This is a genomic window from Myroides phaeus, assembly GCF_900099675.1.
In the GTDB taxonomy this organism is placed as follows: Bacteria; Bacteroidota; Bacteroidia; order Flavobacteriales; family Flavobacteriaceae; genus Flavobacterium; species Flavobacterium phaeum.
In genome coordinates this window covers 100,553-122,077 of record NZ_FNDQ01000008.1, presented here as the reverse complement: position 1 = coordinate 122,077, position 21,525 = coordinate 100,553, and the positions used below count along the sequence as shown (strand labels likewise).

Here is a 21,525-nt window from a genome sequence, read left to right as displayed (position 1 = left end):
TGACTTTTGTATTTTTACGCCATATTTGAATTATACTATGAAGCCATCAAGATCTATAAAAACCAAAATACTTTTCTTATACTTTACCCTATTTATAGCTGTAATCTTCTCTGGAGCATACATCTACAAAGAGGCAAAAAAGTTTACTATTCCAGAAGAGCAAGTAGTTGAAGAAAACAATAAAATATTTTTAGTTAGCAGTACTATTAATAACCTTTATAGCAGCGAAGCCTATAGCCGAAGTGCAATATTAACAGGTAATCAAAGTGATATAAACTTATATTACAAGGAACTTGACACCATTGTAAAGCAAATTGACTTGATGCAAAAACAAGTGCAAGATCCAATCACTATATCAAAACTAAACTCTGTAAAAGAACTATTAGCTAAGAAAAAAGTTAGCTTTAAAAATATCATCAAAGCCCGTAAAGAACTGTCTGAAGACACAAAATATACAGAGGCATTTTCAGAAATATACAATATTAGGGAAGAGATCGAAAACAAAGCTCAACCTATAGTAATCCAATCTAAGGAGAAAGAAAAACGCAGCGCGTGGGCACGTCTTTTTAAAGGAGATAATACAGATACCATTAAAACGACTATTAACTACCCTCGTGTATCTGACTCATTGATTAATGCTATGGAGAAAATTATAACCTCTACTCAGGCTAAAATCAATGAACAACAGAAGAAACTATTACAACAAGAACAAAAACTTTTACAAGAAAACAAGAATATCACCAATCAGCTAAGAGAGATTTTACAAAATGTAGAACAAAATATCTTAGTCCTTTCATATCAAAAAATAAACGAGTCTAAATCGCGAATAAGTACTGCTTCTACAAATATTGCATATTTAGGTGGTTCTGCTCTTATTGTGATTATCATCTTAGGGTGGATTATTATTAGAGATCTTAACCAAACACAAGAATATAGGGTTGCATTAGAAAAGTTAAACCAAGAGAAAGAAGTGTTATTGCGCAGTAAAACAATGTTATTTGCTACAGTAACTCACGATTTACAAACTCCTTTGGGTAGCTTAATAGGATTTGCCGATTTGTTAGACCAAACACCTTTGCAAAATAAACAAAAGCAATACGTGGCTAACATAAAATCCTCCTCTCAATATATTACTAATCTGGTAAATGATTTAACGGATTTCTCACGTCTTGAAAACAATAAAATAAGTATTCAAAAAGAAAACATCAATATTAAAGAGCTTATTTTTAGCACTTGCCAGGTATTGATACCATCAGCAGAAAACAAAAAGATTAGTTTAACGTGGGAAGTAGATGAAGCATTAGATCAAAAATTTTACACAGATCCTTACCGCATCAAGCAGATTCTTACCAACCTAATTACAAATGCAATTAAGTTTACGCAAAATGGCGGAGTATCTGTTAAAGCTTTTGTTGAAAATGACACAATTCAAATCTTGGTAAACGACACTGGGATTGGGATAGATAATAGTGAAGTTGATAATATCTTCAAAGAGTTTAAACAAGCGCACGATGGTATTGAGAAAAAATTTGGAGGAACTGGTTTAGGATTGAATATCTCCAAACGTTTAATTGAATTATTAGACGGAACAATTGCAGTAGAAAGCAAATTAGGAGAAGGTTCGACCTTCTCAATTAACTTGCCTGCAGTTATTATGGCCGAAGAACAAGAAATAGCACATACCGAAAACACCCAAAAACGCTTTGATATCCTACAAAACAATACTATTGCTGTTGTAGATGACGATAAAATACAATTACAATTAATGGAGGAAATATTGACTCCCCTATTCAAAGAGGTACTATTAATTGACGACTCTACAGAAGTAGTCCAGATTATCTCAGATAGAAAAGTAGACATCTTATTAACCGACATACAAATGCCTAAATTAGATGGTTTTGAATTAATACAAGCCATCAAACAAGAAGATAAACTTACTAATATTCCAATCATTGCATTATCTGGTAAAAGAGACATTACAGAAGAAGAATTTATCACAAGTGGTTTTACTGCAGCACATCCAAAACCACTACAATTAGAGGAATTATTGATGCTAATCAGCAATATACTATATCCAAACAATAGCATAGAATCAATTAAACCAACAGTTATAAACGAAAGTAAAACCGATCAAAACAAAGTTTATAACACAGATACATTAATTCAGTTTATTGGCCCTGAAAAAGAAGCTTTACGCAAAATACTTGTGATCTTTTTAGATAGTACAAAAGAGAATATCTTAGATATGCATTACGCTGCAGAGGACTTTGACTTAGACACATTAGGAAATATAGCACACAAGATGTTACCTATGTTCAGACAACTGGAAATTAACAATGTAATACCTCTATTGGAAGATTTAGAAAACCATAGCATTTCATTTGATAAGCAAGAAGAAGTAAGTCTATATATTACAACTATTGAACAAGAAATCAATACAATATTAGCCCTTATTAAAGAGGAAAATTTCTAAAGAAATTAAAAGATTTTATAAATAAAGATGCCATCACAACGTTATATTGTGATGGCATTTTTGTTTACTACTTAATGCTTAGAATTTATCTAAGTCTATAACACATCTAATTGAATACCCATAGTTCATATTCTCAAACCATTGATTTACGAATACTTCATCATAATAAAACCTTCTAAACATAGCTGTTTTCTCTTCATACTCATCAGTAGTCCAAAAATAGGCTTGTCTCCCTTTACCAGAAAAATCCATAAACTTACTTTCAGATGTAGACCCACAAGCATAAATATTTAAACCTGATAAATTATTACCATCTCCTGGTTTATTATTACCGCTATCAAATAACCATCCTGACGTAGATTTCATAATCGGAGCAATCGTTTCAGACTCTCTTGAACCACCATAAATATCATCTATATCAAAATTTGCAGGATCTAAATAATAAGCTATTGTTGCCCAATCTTTATGACCAGTAACTCTAAATCCTTTTGGAGCTAATCCTTTCGGACTTGTTGCAGCCATCCAATTATATAATCCTCCCATTACATCCTTATTAGCGATATCATTATCGTAAAAAACATAAGCTCCTTCTGTAGTCTCGTACCAATCTTGTTTGTTTTTATAACTATTGATTGGAGAACCATCTAAATAATATTTAGTTTTTAAATTTTCAGCCAACCAAATTTGGCCACCAATTTTCACTAACGCATATTTACTAACCTCTTCATTTCTTTTATCTTCAAGAACATAAGCTTCTAACTTAGCATCAACAACCGTTAATCCCTCACCTTTAGAAAAAGTAACACTTCCGTCATTTTGTATAAAAACAGTTTTAGCATCCGCATTTGTACCCTTTGAATAAGTAAATTTATTAAGTTTTAAATCCCATTTAATAGCTCCTCCATCAGGTAATACAACTCCTTCAGTATTGTTAATCTTACCATCTTTTAAAGTATGTAAAGTAATTCTTTGTTCTGCGATTTCTGTAGATTTTAAATACTCTAAGTATAATCTTGCTACTTCATTACCAGAATCATCAAGTACTTTATAAATATTTGACCCTTTAAACATATCTTTTGTAGGCATAGCCAATTGATAAGCTTTATTACCAACATTATTATCTGCAGCAAGTTGTTTTACATTAATTTTCACAAGGGACTTCCCTGTTTCATTAGACAATAAATTAATTATTCCTACCCTTTCCTCTGTAGTTTCATTAACTTTTGCTTCAACTACAATTTTATCTACTAATCTCTCAATAGAAAGCCAAGAAGCAGTAGCTTCATCTAATTCAGCTTTCCACTCTAATTTAGAAGTTACTTTCACTTCTTTTTTCCCTCCATTAGCTTCATAATTCAGTAAATCATGATCTACTTTAAAACCTTCAATACTTTCAACATTTCCATCATCACTTGAACAACTCGTGAAAAATGAAACAAAACACACAACTCCTAAGAGTAACAAATTCTTTTTTCCCATAATTTAATTTAGTTAATAGTTTTTAATAGTCGCACAAATATATACTTTAAAATAAACACCTGTAATTATTTTTAATTTAATTTTAAAATAAAAAAAACTATTTTAATTTAAAAAAATAGCCACAAAAAAACATATTAAGCAAAAAACACAAAAACAGCTTTTTTAAATTAACATTATATATTGTAAATTTTATAACAATATTAATATATTCGCCAACTATAAAATCTCTCATGTTTTTTTTATAAATAAATCCAATTATTAAAACAAATGAGAGGTAAACTAACAAACTTATTTAAAGCTTTATGAAAAAAAGATTTTTTTACGGGCTAATTGCTTCTGCTTCAATTGCAGCAACAATTTCAGCTTGTAGCAATAGCGACAATAGTCCTGTTGCCCCTATTAACTCTGAAGGTAGAATTGAAGCACAACTACCAAGAGAATTTAAATGGAATACTAATTCTAAATTAGGAATTTATCATTCAATGTCTACTGAAAGTGGTAAAAATGAATTAAATCACTTTACTTCAAAACTTATCAGTGGAGCAGAAACAAATCAGGCTACCTTTGAATCTATTTCAAACTTCGAAAAAGGAACCCATACTTTTAATGCACTTTATCCACATCTAGAATCGCATGGAAATGATCCCAAAAAAATAACAATTAATCTACCAAGCGAACAATATCAAGCTGAAACTTCTACAAACGATAATACTGCAAACTACTCTTTCTTTTATGCAACACAAAAAATCAGCGTAAACAACACCAATAACTCACCTATTAATTTTGGGTTAAAAAACTTATTTTCAATATTAGAATTTGACTTTACATTAGAATCACCAGACCAAAAAATATCCGAAATTACTATTACGTCACAGAACCAAAACTTGGCAGGAGATTTTACTTTTGACTTGACTGCTGATAAAGTAATTCCACAGATAGGTTCGAATTCATTTAAATCAATTACTTTAAAAAGTAAAAATGATGCTTTAAATACTAAATCTATTAAAGCACGTATTACAATTAATCCATTATTAGAAAAACAACCTTTAAAAATATTAGTACAAGTTGATGGTAAAACTTTAGATTTTGACATAGCACCAGAAGCTTACTTACCTAATCATATTTACAATATTCCTCTTGTTATTTTCTCTCCTGCAGAGGATTTAAATAAAAATGGTTATGCTAATAGTTACATTGTAAATGAAGCAAATAAAGCTTATAAATTTGATGCTAAAGTTCAAGGTAACGGAAAAGCTACATCTAAAATAGCTCCTAAAAAATTGACTCCTAAAAAAGCATTTGTTGTTTGGGAATCTTCAAAAACAGAAAAAGGAGTAATTGCAAATGTATCTCTTGATGAAAATGGTATTGTTACTTTTATTACATCAGATAAAATTGGTGGTAATGCATTAATTGCAGTAACTGACGGAGAACCAACAGACGAATTTCCATTAGGAACAATTCTTTGGAGCTGGCATATTTGGAGTACTCCTTATGACGTAAACAAAGACATTACAGTAAAAAGCAAAGCTGGAGATAAGTTCCAATTTATGGCTATAAATTTAGGAGCATTATCAGTAGATCCTGATAAAACGGGGAATGGATTAAAATACCAATGGGGAAGAAAAGATCCATTTTTAAAAGACGGATTTAAATTAGATGGTTCTGAACACGAAGGAATTGTATACAATCCAAAATATGGATGGCAAGCAAGTACTTTTACTGCAAACGGTAAAGACTCTGCTATTGATGAAGCTATTAAATTTCCTACAGGATACTTTAGAGCAACACAAGGCAATGATTTTGATTGGAGTGGAAATGGAGCTGGTATAGAAAATAGAAATAACCAACTATGGGGTAATTTAGAAAATAACTTAGGTAAAAAATCTATTTATGACCCATGTCCTATCGGTTACAGAGTACCTCCTATTGAAGCTTTTGAAAGCTTTGAATCAGAGAACGGGAAATTTGTTAATGAAGACTGGGAATTTAACGCTGAAAATGGACAGAAAATAACTTTTTCAACTGAACCAAGTTATTTAAATTATGTAACTGGTGCTCCAGTAGGACCTGGAAGAAATGGAAAAGAAGCTTACTATTGGACATCGAGTACAAAACCTGCTTATGGTTCAAAATCAAATGCTTCAAGTTTCTTAATTGAAAAAGGATGGATATCAGTTAACCAAACAGGTCAAAGAGGTATGGGGGCATCAATCCGTTGTATTCGAGAATAATTATAAAATACATGAATAGGTAAACTACATTTATCCATTCAGCTTATAACAAAAAGGGATCGTATTTTACGATCCCTTTTTCTTTATAAAAACATATACTATTTTATACTTTCTACTTGTGTTAACTCATCGCTTTCTTGATTGTAGTCAATACCTTCAAACTCAAAACCAAATAAGTTAAAGAAATCTTTTCTATATCCTGCTAAATCAGAAATAGATTCGATATTCTCGGTAGTTACTTCAGCCCATAGCTTAGCAACTTCAGCTTGAACATCTTCTCTCATTTCTAAATCATCAACGCGAATACGTCCTTCTGAATCTAATTGTGCATCAGTAGCATATAAACGCTCAGCAAATAAACGTTGCATTTGTTCGATACATCCTTCGTGAATACCTTTCTCTTTCATTACTTTATATAATAATGAAATATAAAGAGGTACAACAGGAATTGCAGAACTTGACTGAGTTACTAATGCTTTATTTACAGAAACATAAGAAACACCATTCTTATCCTTAAGCAAATCATTGATAGTTGCTACAGTAGCTTCCAAATCATTTTTAGCCATTCCAATTGTACCATTGCGGTAAATTGGATACGTCAATTCAGGTCCAATATAAGAATAAGCAACTGTTTTAACACCATCAGCTAAAACTCCCGCTGCTTTTAAATCTTCTATCCAGAACTTCCAGTCTTCACCACCCATTACAGCAATAGTATTATCAATATCCGATTGTTCTTTAACAGGATCAATAGAAATATTAGTAACAACACCCGTGTGGAAATCTACTGTTTTATTAGTAAAATGTTCTCCAATTGGTTTCAATACCGATGCATAAGCAACACCCGTTTTAGGATGCGTACGACGAGGAGAAGCTAAACTATATACTACTAAATCAACCTGACCTAAGTCTTGTTTAATCAACTCAATAGTTTGCTTTTTAATTTCATCAGAAAAAGCATCCCCATTGATACTTTTTGCATATAAACCAGCTTTAGTCGCTTCTGTCTCAAAAGCAGCTGTATTATACCAACCAGCTGTACCAGGTCTACCAGCAGTACCAGGTTTTTCAAAGAAAACACCAATAGTAGCAGCATCAGATCCAAAAGCAGCTGATATTCTTGAAGCTAATCCAAAACCAGTAGAAGCACCTATAACCAGTACTTTTTTAGGTCCATTGTTAATTTGTCCTTTAGACTTTACATACTCAATTTGCTTTTTAACATTTTCAGCACATCCCTCAGGGTGAGAAGTTAAGCAAATAAATCCTCTAGTTCTAGGTTGTATTATCATTTTAAATCTTTTTCTACTTAATTGACTTTATTCCAAGTTGCAAATTAATCATTTTATAAGAATAAAACACACTTAATAATAGAATTTTAATAGCGCTTAAAATTATATTTAAAGATGCAGTCAAAAATAGTCACCTATTCTTTTTTAACAGGCTATCTAATTTTTTACAAACTACAATGTAACTTCAAATATAAATATCAACTTACTATATCATATAAAAAACATCATTGACATAAAAAAAGGATTCTGAACAACAGAATCCTTTTTCTATTATAAATCTTCAACTATAAATTCACTACGGCGATTCTCTTGATGCTTATCAGCAGAACAAGGAACTCCTTTACTACATTCATTTGTAAGCCTAGTAGAACCAAAACCTTTACTCGTCAGCCTACTTCTGCTAATACCCTTAGATATTAACCAATTAACAGTCGAATCTGCACGACGTTGAGATAATTTTAGATTATAACTGTCTTTACCTACAACATCTGTATGAGATCTCACATCAATCTTCATATTAGGATATAAATTCAATACTTCTAATACACGGTATAATTCACTTTCGGCATCAACTCTAATATCAGCCTTTCCAAAATCAAAATAGATTGGTTTTAAATTTAATACTTTAAATAAATCATCCCCAATTTGAATTCCTTGAACTTTCTCTTTAGGATTAACTTCTCCTCCCTGTAATCCAAAATCTAAAACAGCTTCATTTTTTCTATTTAAAGCCGGTAACCCTAACTCTACTGTGTTATAAAACTCTTTATCAACACCAACAGAATAAGATATAGAACAACGTTTATCATTAAAGACATATTCCCCATTTTCATTAGTTACAACAGTCTCCACTAGCTCCTTATTTTGATCATATAGAGACACTTTTGCTTCTTTCAAGATTTCACCAGACACTATGTCGTATACTTTCCCTTTAATACTTTGATAAAACTCTAACTCAATTCCATTAATTTCTCTAACAAAATACAAATCATCTTTTCCTTTTCCTCCTGGACGATTAGATGTCATATAACCATATTTACAATTAGGGTCTAAATAAAAAGCAAAATCATCATATGAACTATTAACGGAATCTCCTAAATTAACCACATCTCCTAAAGAACCATCTTCGTAAATTTTCACTCCAAAAATATCAAGTCCTCCTAATCCAGGGTGTCCATCTGAAGCAAAATACAAGATGTTATCTGCACTAATAAAAGGAAAGACTTCTCTTCCCTCTGTATTTAACTGATCTCCTAAATTCTCAGGCGTTGCAAAATTTCCATTACTTAAAATTTCTACTCGGTAAATATCTGACTGACCATAACTATCACCTCTATCTGAAACAAAATACAACCATTTTTCATCTACACTTAATGCCGGATGAGCAGAAGAGGCATTTGGCACATTAATAGATAACTTTTCTACATTATTCCATTTACCATTTACTAATCTAGCTTTATATAAATTCACAAATACAACATCGTCTTTGTTTTTTTTATTTTCTCTTGTATTACTTGAAAAATACATAGTCTGTCCATCACTAGAAAAAACAGGAGTAGATTCATTAAACTTTCCTTCCATCTTTTTAGCAAATGGCTTAGCTTCACCTACATGTCCATCAATATAAACTGGTGCAGAATAAAGCTTTGTAAATGGATCATTCGTCCAACTATGTATTCGTTGATAATAATTTGTTCTATTTTGAGAAGAAGCAAAAATAATATGTCCTTTATACATTGTAGCTCCATAATCAGAAAATGCAGTATTAACATTTTCCATTAATGTTGCACTAAAAGCACTTGGATTAGAACGTATAAACTCTAAATATGACTTATTAGCTAAATACATTTTTACTCTTATATCTTCTTTGAATTTATCAGCCATCAAATCCATAATTCGATCAGCTTCACGATAATTACCTTTACTTTTTAAAGTTTGAATATATCTAAAATAAACCTCGGCATCTACAAAATCAGAAGTAGCCTGTCCTTTATCTAAAATTTCACTATACCACTTATTTGCCTCATCATATAAACCATTATTATAGTAGGCATCAGCTAATTTTTTAAAATCCTCTTGATTTACACTTCCTTGACGTATTGCATTCTCATAACTTTTAATCGCATCTGCAAAAGCCAAATTCTCAAATTGTCTATCGCCAACTTTAACTTGCTTATTTTGAGCATAGCCTCCAATACAAATTAAAGCAACAAAACAAATCCATATTTTACCAAATATTCTTTTTTCCATAATCACAAATATTAGAAGAAGCGAGAAGTCGTCACTTTGTTGTACTTATTAAACAAATCAAATCTCATAAAAACTTCGTGAGATCCAGAATTATAGCGAGCTAACTTAGAAGTATCTGCGTCGTAAGCGTACCCAATAAATAGTCCATCATTGATCTGAAAACCTACTAATGCACTTATTGATGAATCCCATCTATATGCTGCTCCTAAAGTAAATCTATCAACGATTAAAAAATTAGCGGTTAAATCTACTTCTAATGGTGCTCCATCAACAGCTTTAGCTAAAAATGCAGGTTTAAATTTCAAACTTGGATTCAGCTCAAAAACATAACCTCCCATTAAATAGTAATGCATTTTCTCACGCATTAACTTTGTACCTTCATTTTTTGAACGTTCTCGAGTCAAAAATGTTGGTACTGAAAAACCTAAATATCCTTTATCAGAATACATATACAGTCCTGCACCAAAGTTTGGGTTAAACTTATTATTTATATTCTCTTGAAACTCTGGATCTTCTTCGTCATAAATATCTAATTTAGTAAAATCTACATTTAAAATATTTGCAGTTCCTTTTAATCCAAATGCTAATTTATACTCCGAATTCAAATCTATTGCATAAGCTATATTAAATGATATATTATTCTCATCCATAGCACCAATTTGATCATTTGTATAGTTCAATCCTCCAGACAATTTTGAATCTCCAAATGGAGTATCTATAGATAAATTTGCAGTCTTTGGTGCTCCATCTAATCCAACCCATTGCGTTCTATACATTCCAAAAACACTCAACATTCCACGAGATCCTGTATACCCAGGATTTATGTTTGATGTATTATACATATAATGTGTATAATGAGGGTCTTGTTGCGCTAATACTTCTGTTACTCCAAAAAAAGATAACAAGAAAACTGCTACTATATTTTTTTTGAATATTCCTTTCATTTCTTAAATCTTTTAATTGTTTTCTAAGTGTAGGTAACCTGATTTTTTAATCCACTCTGAACCATTACCATTCTTTTTCTCATATTTTACTATGTAATAATAAGTCCCCGACGGAAGCTTTCCTTTCCCAATAACCCCTCTTCCTTCTGCTTCTCCTTTAAATACATTTGTACTACCATCACCATTAGAATCATAATTATTAGTTTCAAATACTTTTGCACCCCATCTATTTACTATTTGAACAGTATTATTAGGATACTTATTAATATTTTTAATGATAAAATAATCGTTATTTCCATCTCCATTTGGTGATACTGCATTATAAATTTTAACTTCATCATAATAAGTAGCATCAACTAATCCTAAAGTAAAAATCCCTTTAGCTTTAACTTCTGAAACAGTACGAATAGTCTTTTTAACCATATCCACTTCTCCTGATTCGTCTAACCAAGACTTACTTGTTTCATCCCATCTCACAATATGCAATCCTTTATCCAATTGTTCTAAAATGTTAGGGGATGTTGTCTTTTCATGCCATCCTAATTCAACAACAACAAAACCAGTTTTAGACTTATTGTCAACTTCCCAATACTCCCTATCATTGATTTCCATAATATGATTATTAAAATCATGTGGATGTATTGACAATGGATTCTCAGACTTATAAACAGAATTATACAAGTCTTTCTCCTGTTGAGCAGAACCAAGAATAATTGGACGGTGGTATGTTCCATTACCAACAGGTAAAGAAAGTTCATCCCTTCCTTCCCTATCAACCCTTCCTACCACATGACTATCATCACTTACTGAAGTGATTCTAGATCCTTCTAAAAAAGTTATAGCTCCTTCACCTTGAGATGAAACGTAAACATGTCCAGATTCAAATACTGATGAACCAGAAATACCAATAGCATTTTCTAGATCTATTCGCTTTGTATCAAACGTAACGTTTAAAAAAGAAGTAGGATTATCTCCTCCTTCAATATTGATTCCTCTTTTACCTAAATCTCCTTGCTCAAAGTAAGCATAACTTGATTTCTGCCCTTTTGAAAAGTCATAAATACCATTATTTTTAAAATCACTTTGAAAATAGACTGATCCGTCATTTATAAAAAACCCATTAGTACTATTCTCAAATGGCCCTACTGTCAAAACATTCGTTTGTCCTGATACAAAAAAATCTCCCTCATTATATAAAATATTATTCTCCTGCCCGTAGCTAAAAAAACCCACAGCAAAAAAAATAAAGGGAAGAGCTCCTACTTTATTTGTAATTTTCTTTTTCATAGTTATATTTTTATCAACTTCTTTTCTCAGATAATAAAACAAAAATAATAAAACAATAAAAATATAACTAATTTATGTTAACTATTGTATTAAATACATTAAAACAAGTTAAATAAAATAATATACTCTAAAAAAACGTGTCATTATTAAATATAACCCCACTTTTCTTAAAATTATCTAAATAAAAAAGAGAATATATTTTATTAGTAATACTCTCCTTTTAAAAAAACATTCTTATTTAACCCTACCATACTAATTAATAAGAATTAAAAGACTCACTATAAACCATAAAAAAAGGGCTGTCTATTTCTAGACAGCCCTTACTTTTGGCTAAGTACTGCATTTTTACATCTCACAGTAGATGGGTCGAAAAAAAAATTGTTTTGTTGCTCTGAACAAATATCTATAATTGTTTCTATAGAAACAGATTAAAGTTCCAATACTATAAATTCACTACGACGGTTTAATTGGTGCTCTTCAACCGAACAAGGTACTCCGTTACTACAGTGGTTTAACAATCTTGTTTCACCATAACCTTTTCCTGATATTCTACTTGCATCAATACCTTGTTTTACCATCCATTGAATAGTAGATTTAGCTCTTCTATCAGATAAAGATAAATTGTAATTATCATTACCTCTACTATCTGTATGAGAACGAACATCTATTTTCATAGTTGGGTATTCTTTTAATACCTCTACTACTTTCATTAACTCAATCGCAGCATCTGGACGAATGTTAGACTTATCAAAATCAAAATAGATTGGCTGTAATTTTAATTTCTTAAATAAGTCGTCTTCCACTACAATAGGTTTCTCCGTTTTCTCTAAAGCGATGTCTTGCTTGAATACACCACCTGGATTAAAGTCTAATTGAACAATTACTTCTTCCGTATTATACTTTGGAGCTTCAGCTTTCAAACGGTATTTAACACCACATTCAGCCTCTTCAACTTTGTAATAACCTTGCTCATCAGTTAAGATTTCTCCTATTTTCTTATAAGTATTATCAAACACAGTAACTGTTGCGTTAGCTAAAACTTCTTTAGTATCCTTGTCAAACACAATACCTTCTAAGATTTGACGACAAACTCTTTCCATAAAGAAATAAATATCATCACCTCCTACACCACCAACTCTATTTGAACTAACAAATCCTTTTTTAGTTTTGTTATCAATATAGAAAGCAAAATCATCTGTGCTACTATTAATTGGCGCTCCCATATTAGTAACAGCACCAAAACTTCCATCTACATTAATTTTAGCTACAAATACATCTAATCCTCCTAAACCAGGGTGACCATCTGAAGAGAAAAACAAGTAATTATCTTTAGAGATAAAAGGAAATGTTTCTCTACCAGCTGTATTCACTTTGTTACCTACATTTTCAACGTTACCGTAACCACCATCTGGATAAATAGAAACTCTAAAAATATCAGACTGACCTAAAGTTCCCTCTCTATCAGAAGAAAAATACAACCAGTTTCCATCAGGAGTTAAAGCAGGGTGAGCTGTATTAAAATTATCTGAGTTAAAAGGTAACTCTTCTACATTTTCCCATTTACCCTCATCAGATAAAGTTGCTTTATAGATTTTCAATAAAGTATCTCTATCCTTATTTCTTCTCTTTTTCCCTTTTACACTGGTATTATTACGTGTAAAGTACATCGTTTTTCCATCAGCAGTAAACACAGCCGTAGCCTCGTTCACTTTACTATCTAATTCTGGAGCAAACTTTTCTGGTGCTTCAAAAGTTCCATCAGCATTAATTGTTGATGAAAACAAACTTGTAAAGCTTTCGTTTGTCCATTCGTGAATTCCTCTACCTGATTTATCTTCAGTTTCCCTTGCCGAAGTAAAGATCAACTGATTTCCTAATAAAGCAGCTCCATAATCAGAATACGGCGTATTAATTCCGATATTCGTCAATTGGTAACGATTAGAATTCGCTTCAATATCTTTAAGGTAACGATCCTTTTGTTCTTCAAATAATTTAGCACGAGAATCTGAACTTTCCATTTCTGCAAACTTCTCCATCATTTGCTTTGAATAATCGTTGTCTTCTACTGCTTTCAAAGTTTGTGCAAAACGGTAATAATACTCCGAAGAGATTGCGCTTAAATCTTTATCGTCATATTCACTATTAAACAAAGCGCTATACCATTTATTAGCTTCAATCAACTTTCCGTTGAAATAGTAAGCATCAGCCAACTTTTGTAACATTGATGCATTTGTATAACCTTTATCAGCAATACGCTCATAAATTTTAATAGCATCTACATAAGCTAATTTTTCGGATGCTTTCTCAGCTTTTTTCTCAGCTACTTTCTGAGCGAAACCTTGAATTCCAGCTCCCAAAAGCAACATTGTAAACAATCCTATTTTAATAATCTCTTTTCTCATACTATAAATCTATTAGAAGAATCTTGGTGTATTAATTCTACCGCCACGTTTAAACAACTCAAAACGCAAGAAGATCTCATGTGACCCAGAATTATATCTTGCTAATTTAGTGGTTTCTGCGTCATAAGCATAACCTACAAACAAATTTTCATTTATTTGGAATCCGGCTAATGCACTTACAGATGCATCCCAACGGTATGCTGCTCCTACTGTAAACTTATCTACAATTAATAAATTAGCTGTTAAATCCACCTGTAATGGTGCTCCTTCAACTGCTTTAGCTAAGAAAGCAGGTTTTAATTTAAGACTTGGATTTAACTCAAATACATACCCTCCCATTAAATAAAAGTTAGCTCTTTGACGCATTGTTTCAACATCATTATCATCATAACGATCAGTTGTCAAAAAGTTAGGAACTGAAAATCCTAAGTATGCTTTATCTGAATACAAATATACACCAGCTCCAAGATTTGGCGAAAATTTATTGTTAATATTCTCCTGAGAAACAGGATCACTTGGATTATGAATATTTAGTTTCGTATAATCTACATCTAATAAATTAGCTGTTCCTTTTAATCCAAAAGCTAATTTATAATCTCTATTAAGGTCAATTGCATATGATAAATCAACCGAAATATTATTCTCTGCCATTGCTCCTAATTGATCATTGGTAAAGTTTACCCCTAAACCTAAACCACTTTCACCTAAAGGCGTACTAACAGAAACATTTGCTGTTTTAGGCGCACCATCAAGTCCTACCCATTGCGTTCTGTACATTCCAAACACAGTAAGAGAACCTCTTGACCCAGCATAAGCAGGGTTCACATTATTTGTATTATACATATACTGTGTAAACTGAGGATCTTGTTGCGCTTGCATTTGAGAGAAACAGCCTAACGCAAGTAGGCTGATTCCAATCTTTTTTATTTTATGTTGAATACTCATAAATTCTTTCTATTAATTTGTGTCTAAGTGTAGGTAACCTGATTTCTTAATCATTCTTGAACCTTGAGAATCTTTATACTCATAGTTTACAATGTAGAAATAAGTACCCGTAGGTAGTTTCTCATTTTTACTTACTGTAACACGGCCCTCTGAATAACCTTTAAAAACGTTTACTGAACCATCGCCAGCACTATCATAGTTCTTAGCGTCATAAACCTTAACCCCCCAACGGTTGTAAATCTCTACCGTATTATTAGGGAATCTATTAATATTATCGATAATGAAGTAATCATTCATTCCATCTCCATCAGGAGTAACTAAGTTATAAATAACTACATCTCCATCTAATAATAAATCCGTTTTCACTGTTCCTAAAGTAAAGAAACCATAACCTCTAACTGTAGAAACAGTAGTAATTTCTTTTCTCTCAAGATCAACAGCTCCACCTTCATCTACCCACATTTGTTGTTTTGCATCCCAACGAATAATATGTAATTCTTTTTCAGGATTAGTCAATAATTCAGCTGGTGTAGTACGCTCATCCCAACTCAAAGTAAGCATTACGTCATTTTCACTATTGTCATTTCCTTTTTCAACAGTCCAATATTCTTTCATATCAACTAAGTTAATAACTCCAGCTTTGTTATGACGAGCTCTAAAGAAAGCATCAGCATCGCTAGTTGTAAACTTACCTTCATAAGCATCACCTACTGCACCTGGCGCACTAATACGAGCATATCTATATAAACCTTCATCTCCTTTAGGAAATTGAAACTCTTCGTTTCCTACTTTTCCAACAAATCCTTCTGCGTGACTTTTATCTGTCGGGTTATTAGCCTTTGCTCCTTTTAAGAACGTAAGTGCTCCTTTTTCTTGATCAACTTTAATAATACCATCTTTAAAATCAACCGTACCATTAACGTCCATCTCTCCTTTAAGGTCAAACGCCATTACTGCTGTAGGATTATTTAACTCTACATTGTAAAACTCAGCAATACCTGGTTTCTCTTTTGATGTCGCTTTAGTAGATATTTTTTGTGCTCCTTTTGCAGGATCTGCTGGAGTAAAAACAGCTTTAGATCCTTTAGCATCTTTGCTGTGAGAGTAAATATTCTCGTTGTGAAAATTGCTATAGTAATAAACAGTACCATCGTTATTAACGATACCATCTGTTGTATTTTCAAAATCATAAAGTGTAGACATAACACCACCATTAGCAATGTACATCTTACCCTTATTAATCATTACTTTATCTTTTTCTGCTTTCTGTGCAAATGCAGCACAAGGAACAATAAGTCCGATTAGAGCAAATGATTTAAATAACTTTTTTGATTGCATAACTTCAGTTTTTTTTAGATTATAAATAAGAAATACCCCACACTTACAATCTTTTGATTATTTTTCTACGAATAAATTATTTGTAATTCTTTGTTTAAAAATCTACTATATAAATTCACCTTCTTTTACTTATCGTTTTGTGAAAGTCTTTAATAATATCTGTCGCATATAATGCTATACAGTTTCAAATCCTTACTTTATTAAAGTTTCAATTGATAAAACTTAATGAATTACAAACGCTTATGTAAGCTATATAGCAACTATTGTACCATTTTCACTTAAATTACTTCAAGACTATGCTATTATTTACTATAATCTTAAACTCGTAGTATAATTTCAAACTCTTCTTTTTAAAGAAACCGTGTTAGCCCGAAGACTAACACGACTACCTTTTCTTATTTATTTTTCACAACAAATACTACAGTCATAAATGCACCGTATTTTGCTTTCTTGATAATATCGTAAGTTAATTTACCTGTTGCATCAATCTTCACATTAGCAAAAACTGCTGGATCATAATAAGGAACAAAGAAATCTAATTCGTTTGCTGCAAATACTGGAATTGTAGCATTATCATCAGACTTAACCATTGCTGGTCTATTTCCAACAATTGGTGTTTCTACAACTGCTCCATTTCCTGTAAACATTGCTTCATACTCTGCGTACAAGTTTCTTGTTTTACCTTTTCCTGTTTTTGAAGTATCAAACATTACTGGTGGCATATAGAATACTTTTGGCATAGCTGCTTTCACATCTACAGTGTACTCATTTTCATTACCATTAGTACCAGGTGTAACAATTACATTACTTGTAGTACTATTACCACCCTTTATTACTGTAGGTTTTGATTTATCAACCCATTTAACAACTTCATTCCCTCCTTCTTTAACTGTTTCAAGAACTTGTCCTTCTTTTCCTGCTTCTAATTTATCTGGTGTAACTGCACCATCTTTAATTTTATCAGAAGTTACAGCATCTTTACCTAATTTATCAGAAGTAATAGCTCCATTAGCAACATCAATCTGTACATCTTTTAACAAAGCAATAGAACCTTCTCCAGCGATAGTAATTGTATTCTCTGTTGAAGTTAATGCTTTTCCTCCTGTAACAGTAGTACTTGCATCAATAACTGGTTTTTTCCACTCTACAGTTGTTGTAGTTTTACCTTCGCCATCTTTTGTTTCAGTAGTTGTAAGTACTTCACCATCTTTTCCTGCTTCTAATTTACCTGGTGTAACTGCACCATCTTTAATTTTATCAGAAGTTACAGCATCTTTACCTAATTTATCAGAAGTAATAGCTCCATTAGCAACATCAATCTGTACATCTTTTAACAAAGCAGTAGATCCTTCTCCATCGATAGTAATTGTATTCTGTCCTGAAGTTAATGCTTTCCCATTAGTCACATTTCCTGCATCAATAACTGGAGTTTTGTTAATCCACTTTCCTCCTTCGAATACTAATACATTTCCGCCTGCTGGATTCTTTGCATCAATAGGATTACCTTGCAATTGAGAGATTGTATTAGCACCTGCAGTTCCTGTAACATCACCATCTAATTTAGTATTAACTGCATTGATCTTTGCTTCATCAACTGCCACTGTATAAGTAGTCATTTTATCTACTGTTTTAGAAGTTACAGTTACAGCATGACCTGCAGCTACTTCTGTTTTTTCTTGTCCTGCAACAATAGCTGGAGTTAAATCCACACCTGTTCCTGCAACACCATTTACAGTAGTAACCAACTTATTCTCGTTATCTAAAGTATTTTCTACTGAGTTAATGATATCAGCTTCCTTAGAAACACCATTAACTGTTGAAGTCATTGTGTTTCCATTAGAACTTAACTCATTAGTAGTAGCAACAACTTCAGGAGTTTTCCACTCTGTAGTTTTATTTCCTTCACCATCTACTTTAGTAACTAAAACATCTCCAGCATTTTCACCTGCTGTAATAGATAAAGTAACATCTTTCAATGTTGCATTCTCACCACCTACAACTGTAATTCCTTCTCCTTTAATTCCTTTAGTAGAAGTAATATTCGCATCAGTTAACTCAACTGAAGCTTCTTTTCCGTTAACTGTAGAAGTTAACTTATTTCCTTCTAATTTTAACTCATTAGAAGTAGCTTCTTTTTTAGTAATCCATTCTGTTTTGTAAACTGGTTTACCATTTTCATCTTTCACTACTTCTCCTTTATCATCTTTTAAAGGATCTTTTGAAGTAACTAAAACATCTCCAGCATTTTCACCTCCTTTGATTTCTAATTCTACGTTTTTAAAAGTAGATTTATCTCCACCAGTTACAGCGATTGTGTTAGAAGTAACATTCCCTTTAGCTAATTCTTCTTTAACTTTGTTAAAATCAACATCTAAAGCTCCTGTGTTATCATTTTTACTCAATCCTTCTCCAGCTACATCTTCATTGATTTTTTCTTTAGTAACAGATCCGTCTTTCAACATTTCATTTGAAATCTTATCTGTTAAATCAACGTTAGATTCAACTCCGTTAACTGTAGATACTAATGTATTTCCATCTAATTTTAAATCATTAGTAGTAGCATCTTTTTTAGGAACCCATTTAGTTACCGCATTACCTTTATCATCTTTAACAGTAACTAAAACCTCACCATCTTTTCCTGCCTCAATTTTATCAGTAGTTACAGCACCGTCTTTGATTTTTTCTGTAGTTACAGCACCGTCTTTAATTTTATCAGTTGTAACTGCACCATCAGCAATAGCTAAAGTAACATCTTTTAATAAAGCATCAGTACCATTACCTACAGTAATATCAGTAGATGTTAAGCTACCTTTTGTATTAGCAACAATACCAACCTTTTTAATCAATTCGTCGATAGCATCTTGTACGTTATTTGATGTTAATCCCGAATTTGAATTATCATATGAAGAAGCTTTTGCTTTTGTATCTATTTTTGCTAATTCACCTTTACCATCAGTAAAAGTATAAACACCATCAGCCGCTTCTATTTTCAATGTGTTAGCATTAAAAGTAATTCCATCTTTTCCAGGAATTAACTTTCCGTCAACATCATAATCATCCTCATTGTGGTAAGTAAAAGTACCATTACCGTTATCAACTAAAGTAGTAACAGTCTCATTCGCTTTTACCATCTCTTTGATAACTTGGTTATCACCTTTTACCCATTTAACAGTTCCATCTTTGTCAGTAACTAAAACCTCACCATCTTTTCCTTTTTCAAGTTGCGTTAACTTTAAAGTTCCACCAATTTGAGCTAAGTCAAAGTTTCCTTGATTTACAGTTAATGTAACGTCTTTTAACACTACACCAGCCTCTAAAGAAACTGTCATCAAATCATTAGCAGACTTTAACGCTTTTCCATCTACATTATCAGAAGATACATTTCCATAAACTACAGAACCATCTTTCTGAACTACAGGCACTTTTCCTTGTTCAGCTGGAGTAGCTCCTAACTTTTCAGCAGTAACTGATTTGTTTTGTAACATTTCAGTAGTCAACTTATCTTTTAATGTTTGTTTTGATTCAACACCATTAACAGTTGATACTAATTCACTACCTACTAACTCTAATTTGTTTGTAGTAATTGCTTCTTTTGCAGACCATTCTACTTCACCATTCTCATTCACAACTAAAACATCACCTGCTTTTCCATTTTGAAGTTGAGTCAAGTTTAATGTTCCTCCTAAGTTTTCTAACTTAATTTCTTTTTCGTTTACAGATAATTTAGTTTCTTTTAAAACAGCTCCTTTACCATCAGTAACAACAATAATATTATTACCTACTAAATCTTTACCGTTTAAAGCAGAATCTAAGTTTACAGTCAAATTACCATCTGCATCTATATCTAATCCACTTCCTGGTTTTACAACACCTGGAACGTCTTTAGTAGCAGTAGGTACATCTAATGTATATGTAATTGTATTTCCATTTTGAACTTGAGTAACTGAGATATTCTTCCCAGCACTTAACTCAGATATAATTTGATTATCTTGAACTAACTTCTCTACATCAATATTATGAGCAACAGCCTTTTCGTCTGTATAAGTTAATTGTTTCTGAGGTGCATTATAAACTAACTTAGTTAAAGTTTCTTCTACTTTAACAATATTCTTTAATACATTGTATAAATCTTGGTCAGTCTTATTTTTAATCACCTCAGTAATATCACCTATTACGTTGATTTTTTCAACAGTACCTGCTTCGTTTTTGTATGTATATTTACCAGGAGCTACACGCGTTAAAACAGTAACTGTTTCGTGTGCTTTTACTAATTCTTTTAAGTTCAAAACAGTTGAATTACCTGCTTCGTCTTTAAATGTAATTGTACCAGCAACTGCATCTGTAGCAATAGAAGTTACTGTTTCAAAACTTTTAACAGCTGCTTTAATATCTACAGTAGTAGGCTGTTTTTTCTCATCTGTATATGTTAAAGTTCCTGTTGTTGGATTATAAGCTAATACAGTTAAAGTTTCATTTCCCTTAATTAAATTTTTAATAAGTGTAGTTACCTTATCTCCATCCATTTTAAGGATCTCTTCAAATTTGTTCACTACAATTTGAGGAATATCTTGATCAGCTGTTAAACGAGCCCATCTATTAATATGCCAATAGTAATATCCTGGAGTTACATCCTTTACTGTAGCGATATTATAAACTAAAAGACTCTCTACGTTTTTATTTGTAATTGTTGTTATATCTTTAGTATCTGTCAATTTCACATTTGGAATTAACAAACCTCTATTAGATGCACTTACTGTTAATTCAGCAGATAAGTTTGGTTCTTTAACTCCAATACCAACCTGTGCATTTGCTGCCATAGCTCCCATTAAGAAAGCAACTGAAAGTAATCTTTTTTTCATAACGATATATTTTTGTGTCTTA

At 31.8% G+C, this 21,525-nt stretch carries 11 protein-coding genes; 2 read left to right on the top strand and 9 right to left on the bottom strand.

The features are described from left to right. Window positions 1-37: 37 nt before the first annotated feature. Complete coding sequence (locus tag BLT46_RS05905) at window positions 38-2,473, top strand: ATP-binding protein (RefSeq protein WP_090407691.1); 2,436 nt, start codon at window positions 38-40, stop codon at window positions 2,471-2,473. A 78-nt stretch (window positions 2,474-2,551) separates the two neighbouring features. Here the strand turns inward: BLT46_RS05905 and BLT46_RS05900 are convergent, their stop codons facing one another. Beyond that, window positions 2,552-3,952, bottom strand: a complete 1,401-nt coding sequence (locus tag BLT46_RS05900; protein WP_090407667.1) for an FISUMP domain-containing protein — start codon at window positions 3,950-3,952, stop codon at window positions 2,552-2,554. Window positions 3,953-4,254: 302 nt separating this feature from the next. On the opposite strand from BLT46_RS05900, the gene BLT46_RS05895 reads away from it, so the two are divergent. Beyond that, window positions 4,255-6,186 (top strand): hypothetical protein, encoded by a 1,932-nt coding sequence (locus tag BLT46_RS05895; RefSeq protein WP_090407664.1) that lies wholly within the window; start codon window positions 4,255-4,257, stop codon window positions 6,184-6,186. A gap of 98 nt (window positions 6,187-6,284) precedes the next feature. Here BLT46_RS05895 and fabV read toward each other — a convergent pair whose 3' ends face one another. The 8 genes from fabV to BLT46_RS05855 form a co-directional block, all read right to left on the bottom strand. Further along, window positions 6,285-7,478: an enoyl-ACP reductase FabV gene (fabV, locus tag BLT46_RS05890; RefSeq protein ID WP_090407662.1), complete on the bottom strand. Its 1,194-nt coding sequence runs from the start codon at window positions 7,476-7,478 to the stop codon at window positions 6,285-6,287. Window positions 7,479-7,748: 270 nt separating this feature from the next. Next, window positions 7,749-9,728: an OmpA family protein gene (locus tag BLT46_RS05885; RefSeq protein WP_090407659.1), complete on the bottom strand. Its 1,980-nt coding sequence runs from the start codon at window positions 9,726-9,728 to the stop codon at window positions 7,749-7,751. 11 nt (window positions 9,729-9,739) lie between these two features. After that, complete coding sequence (locus BLT46_RS05880) at window positions 9,740-10,672, bottom strand: PorP/SprF family type IX secretion system membrane protein (RefSeq protein ID WP_090407656.1); 933 nt, start codon at window positions 10,670-10,672, stop codon at window positions 9,740-9,742. 12 nt (window positions 10,673-10,684) lie between these two features. Further along, on the bottom strand, window positions 10,685-11,959 hold the full coding sequence (locus tag BLT46_RS05875; protein WP_090407653.1) for a T9SS type B sorting domain-containing protein: 1,275 nt from the start codon (window positions 11,957-11,959) through the stop codon (window positions 10,685-10,687). 428 nt (window positions 11,960-12,387) lie between these two features. Then, window positions 12,388-14,361 carry an OmpA family protein gene (locus BLT46_RS05870; RefSeq protein ID WP_090407649.1) on the bottom strand — a complete coding sequence of 658 codons (1,974 nt, stop codon included), beginning with the start codon at window positions 14,359-14,361 and terminating at the stop codon, window positions 12,388-12,390. Window positions 14,362-14,373: 12 nt separating this feature from the next. Further along, complete coding sequence (locus BLT46_RS05865; protein ID WP_090407645.1) at window positions 14,374-15,306, bottom strand: PorP/SprF family type IX secretion system membrane protein; 933 nt, start codon at window positions 15,304-15,306, stop codon at window positions 14,374-14,376. A gap of 12 nt (window positions 15,307-15,318) precedes the next feature. Continuing rightward, window positions 15,319-16,644, bottom strand: coding sequence for a T9SS type B sorting domain-containing protein (locus BLT46_RS05860; protein ID WP_090407641.1), 1,326 nt, complete (start codon window positions 16,642-16,644; stop codon window positions 15,319-15,321). A 395-nt stretch (window positions 16,645-17,039) separates the two neighbouring features. Further along, complete coding sequence (locus tag BLT46_RS05855) at window positions 17,040-21,503, bottom strand: autotransporter outer membrane beta-barrel domain-containing protein (RefSeq protein ID WP_090407638.1); 4,464 nt, start codon at window positions 21,501-21,503, stop codon at window positions 17,040-17,042. Window positions 21,504-21,525: the final 22 nt, after the last annotated feature.

Bases quoted from the DNA above. Each gene is read 5' to 3' on its own strand.
- BLT46_RS05895 (WP_090407664.1), top strand. From the start codon at position 4,255: ATGAAAAAAAGATTTTTTTACGGGCTAATTGCTTCTGCTTCAATTGCA.
- BLT46_RS05875 (WP_090407653.1), bottom strand. From the start codon at position 11,959: ATGAAAAAGAAAATTACAAATAAAGTAGGAGCTCTTCCCTTTATTTTT.
- BLT46_RS05900 (WP_090407667.1), bottom strand. From the start codon at position 3,952: ATGGGAAAAAAGAATTTGTTACTCTTAGGAGTTGTGTGTTTTGTTTCA.
- BLT46_RS05870 (WP_090407649.1), bottom strand. From the start codon at position 14,361: ATGAGAAAAGAGATTATTAAAATAGGATTGTTTACAATGTTGCTTTTG.
- BLT46_RS05905 (WP_090407691.1), top strand. From the start codon at position 38: ATGAAGCCATCAAGATCTATAAAAACCAAAATACTTTTCTTATACTTT.
- BLT46_RS05885 (WP_090407659.1), bottom strand. From the start codon at position 9,728: ATGGAAAAAAGAATATTTGGTAAAATATGGATTTGTTTTGTTGCTTTA.
- BLT46_RS05880 (WP_090407656.1), bottom strand. From the start codon at position 10,672: ATGAAAGGAATATTCAAAAAAAATATAGTAGCAGTTTTCTTGTTATCT.
- BLT46_RS05865 (WP_090407645.1), bottom strand. From the start codon at position 15,306: ATGAGTATTCAACATAAAATAAAAAAGATTGGAATCAGCCTACTTGCG.
- BLT46_RS05855 (WP_090407638.1), bottom strand. From the start codon at position 21,503: ATGAAAAAAAGATTACTTTCAGTTGCTTTCTTAATGGGAGCTATGGCA.
- fabV (WP_090407662.1), bottom strand. From the start codon at position 7,478: ATGATAATACAACCTAGAACTAGAGGATTTATTTGCTTAACTTCTCAC.
- BLT46_RS05860 (WP_090407641.1), bottom strand. From the start codon at position 16,644: ATGCAATCAAAAAAGTTATTTAAATCATTTGCTCTAATCGGACTTATT.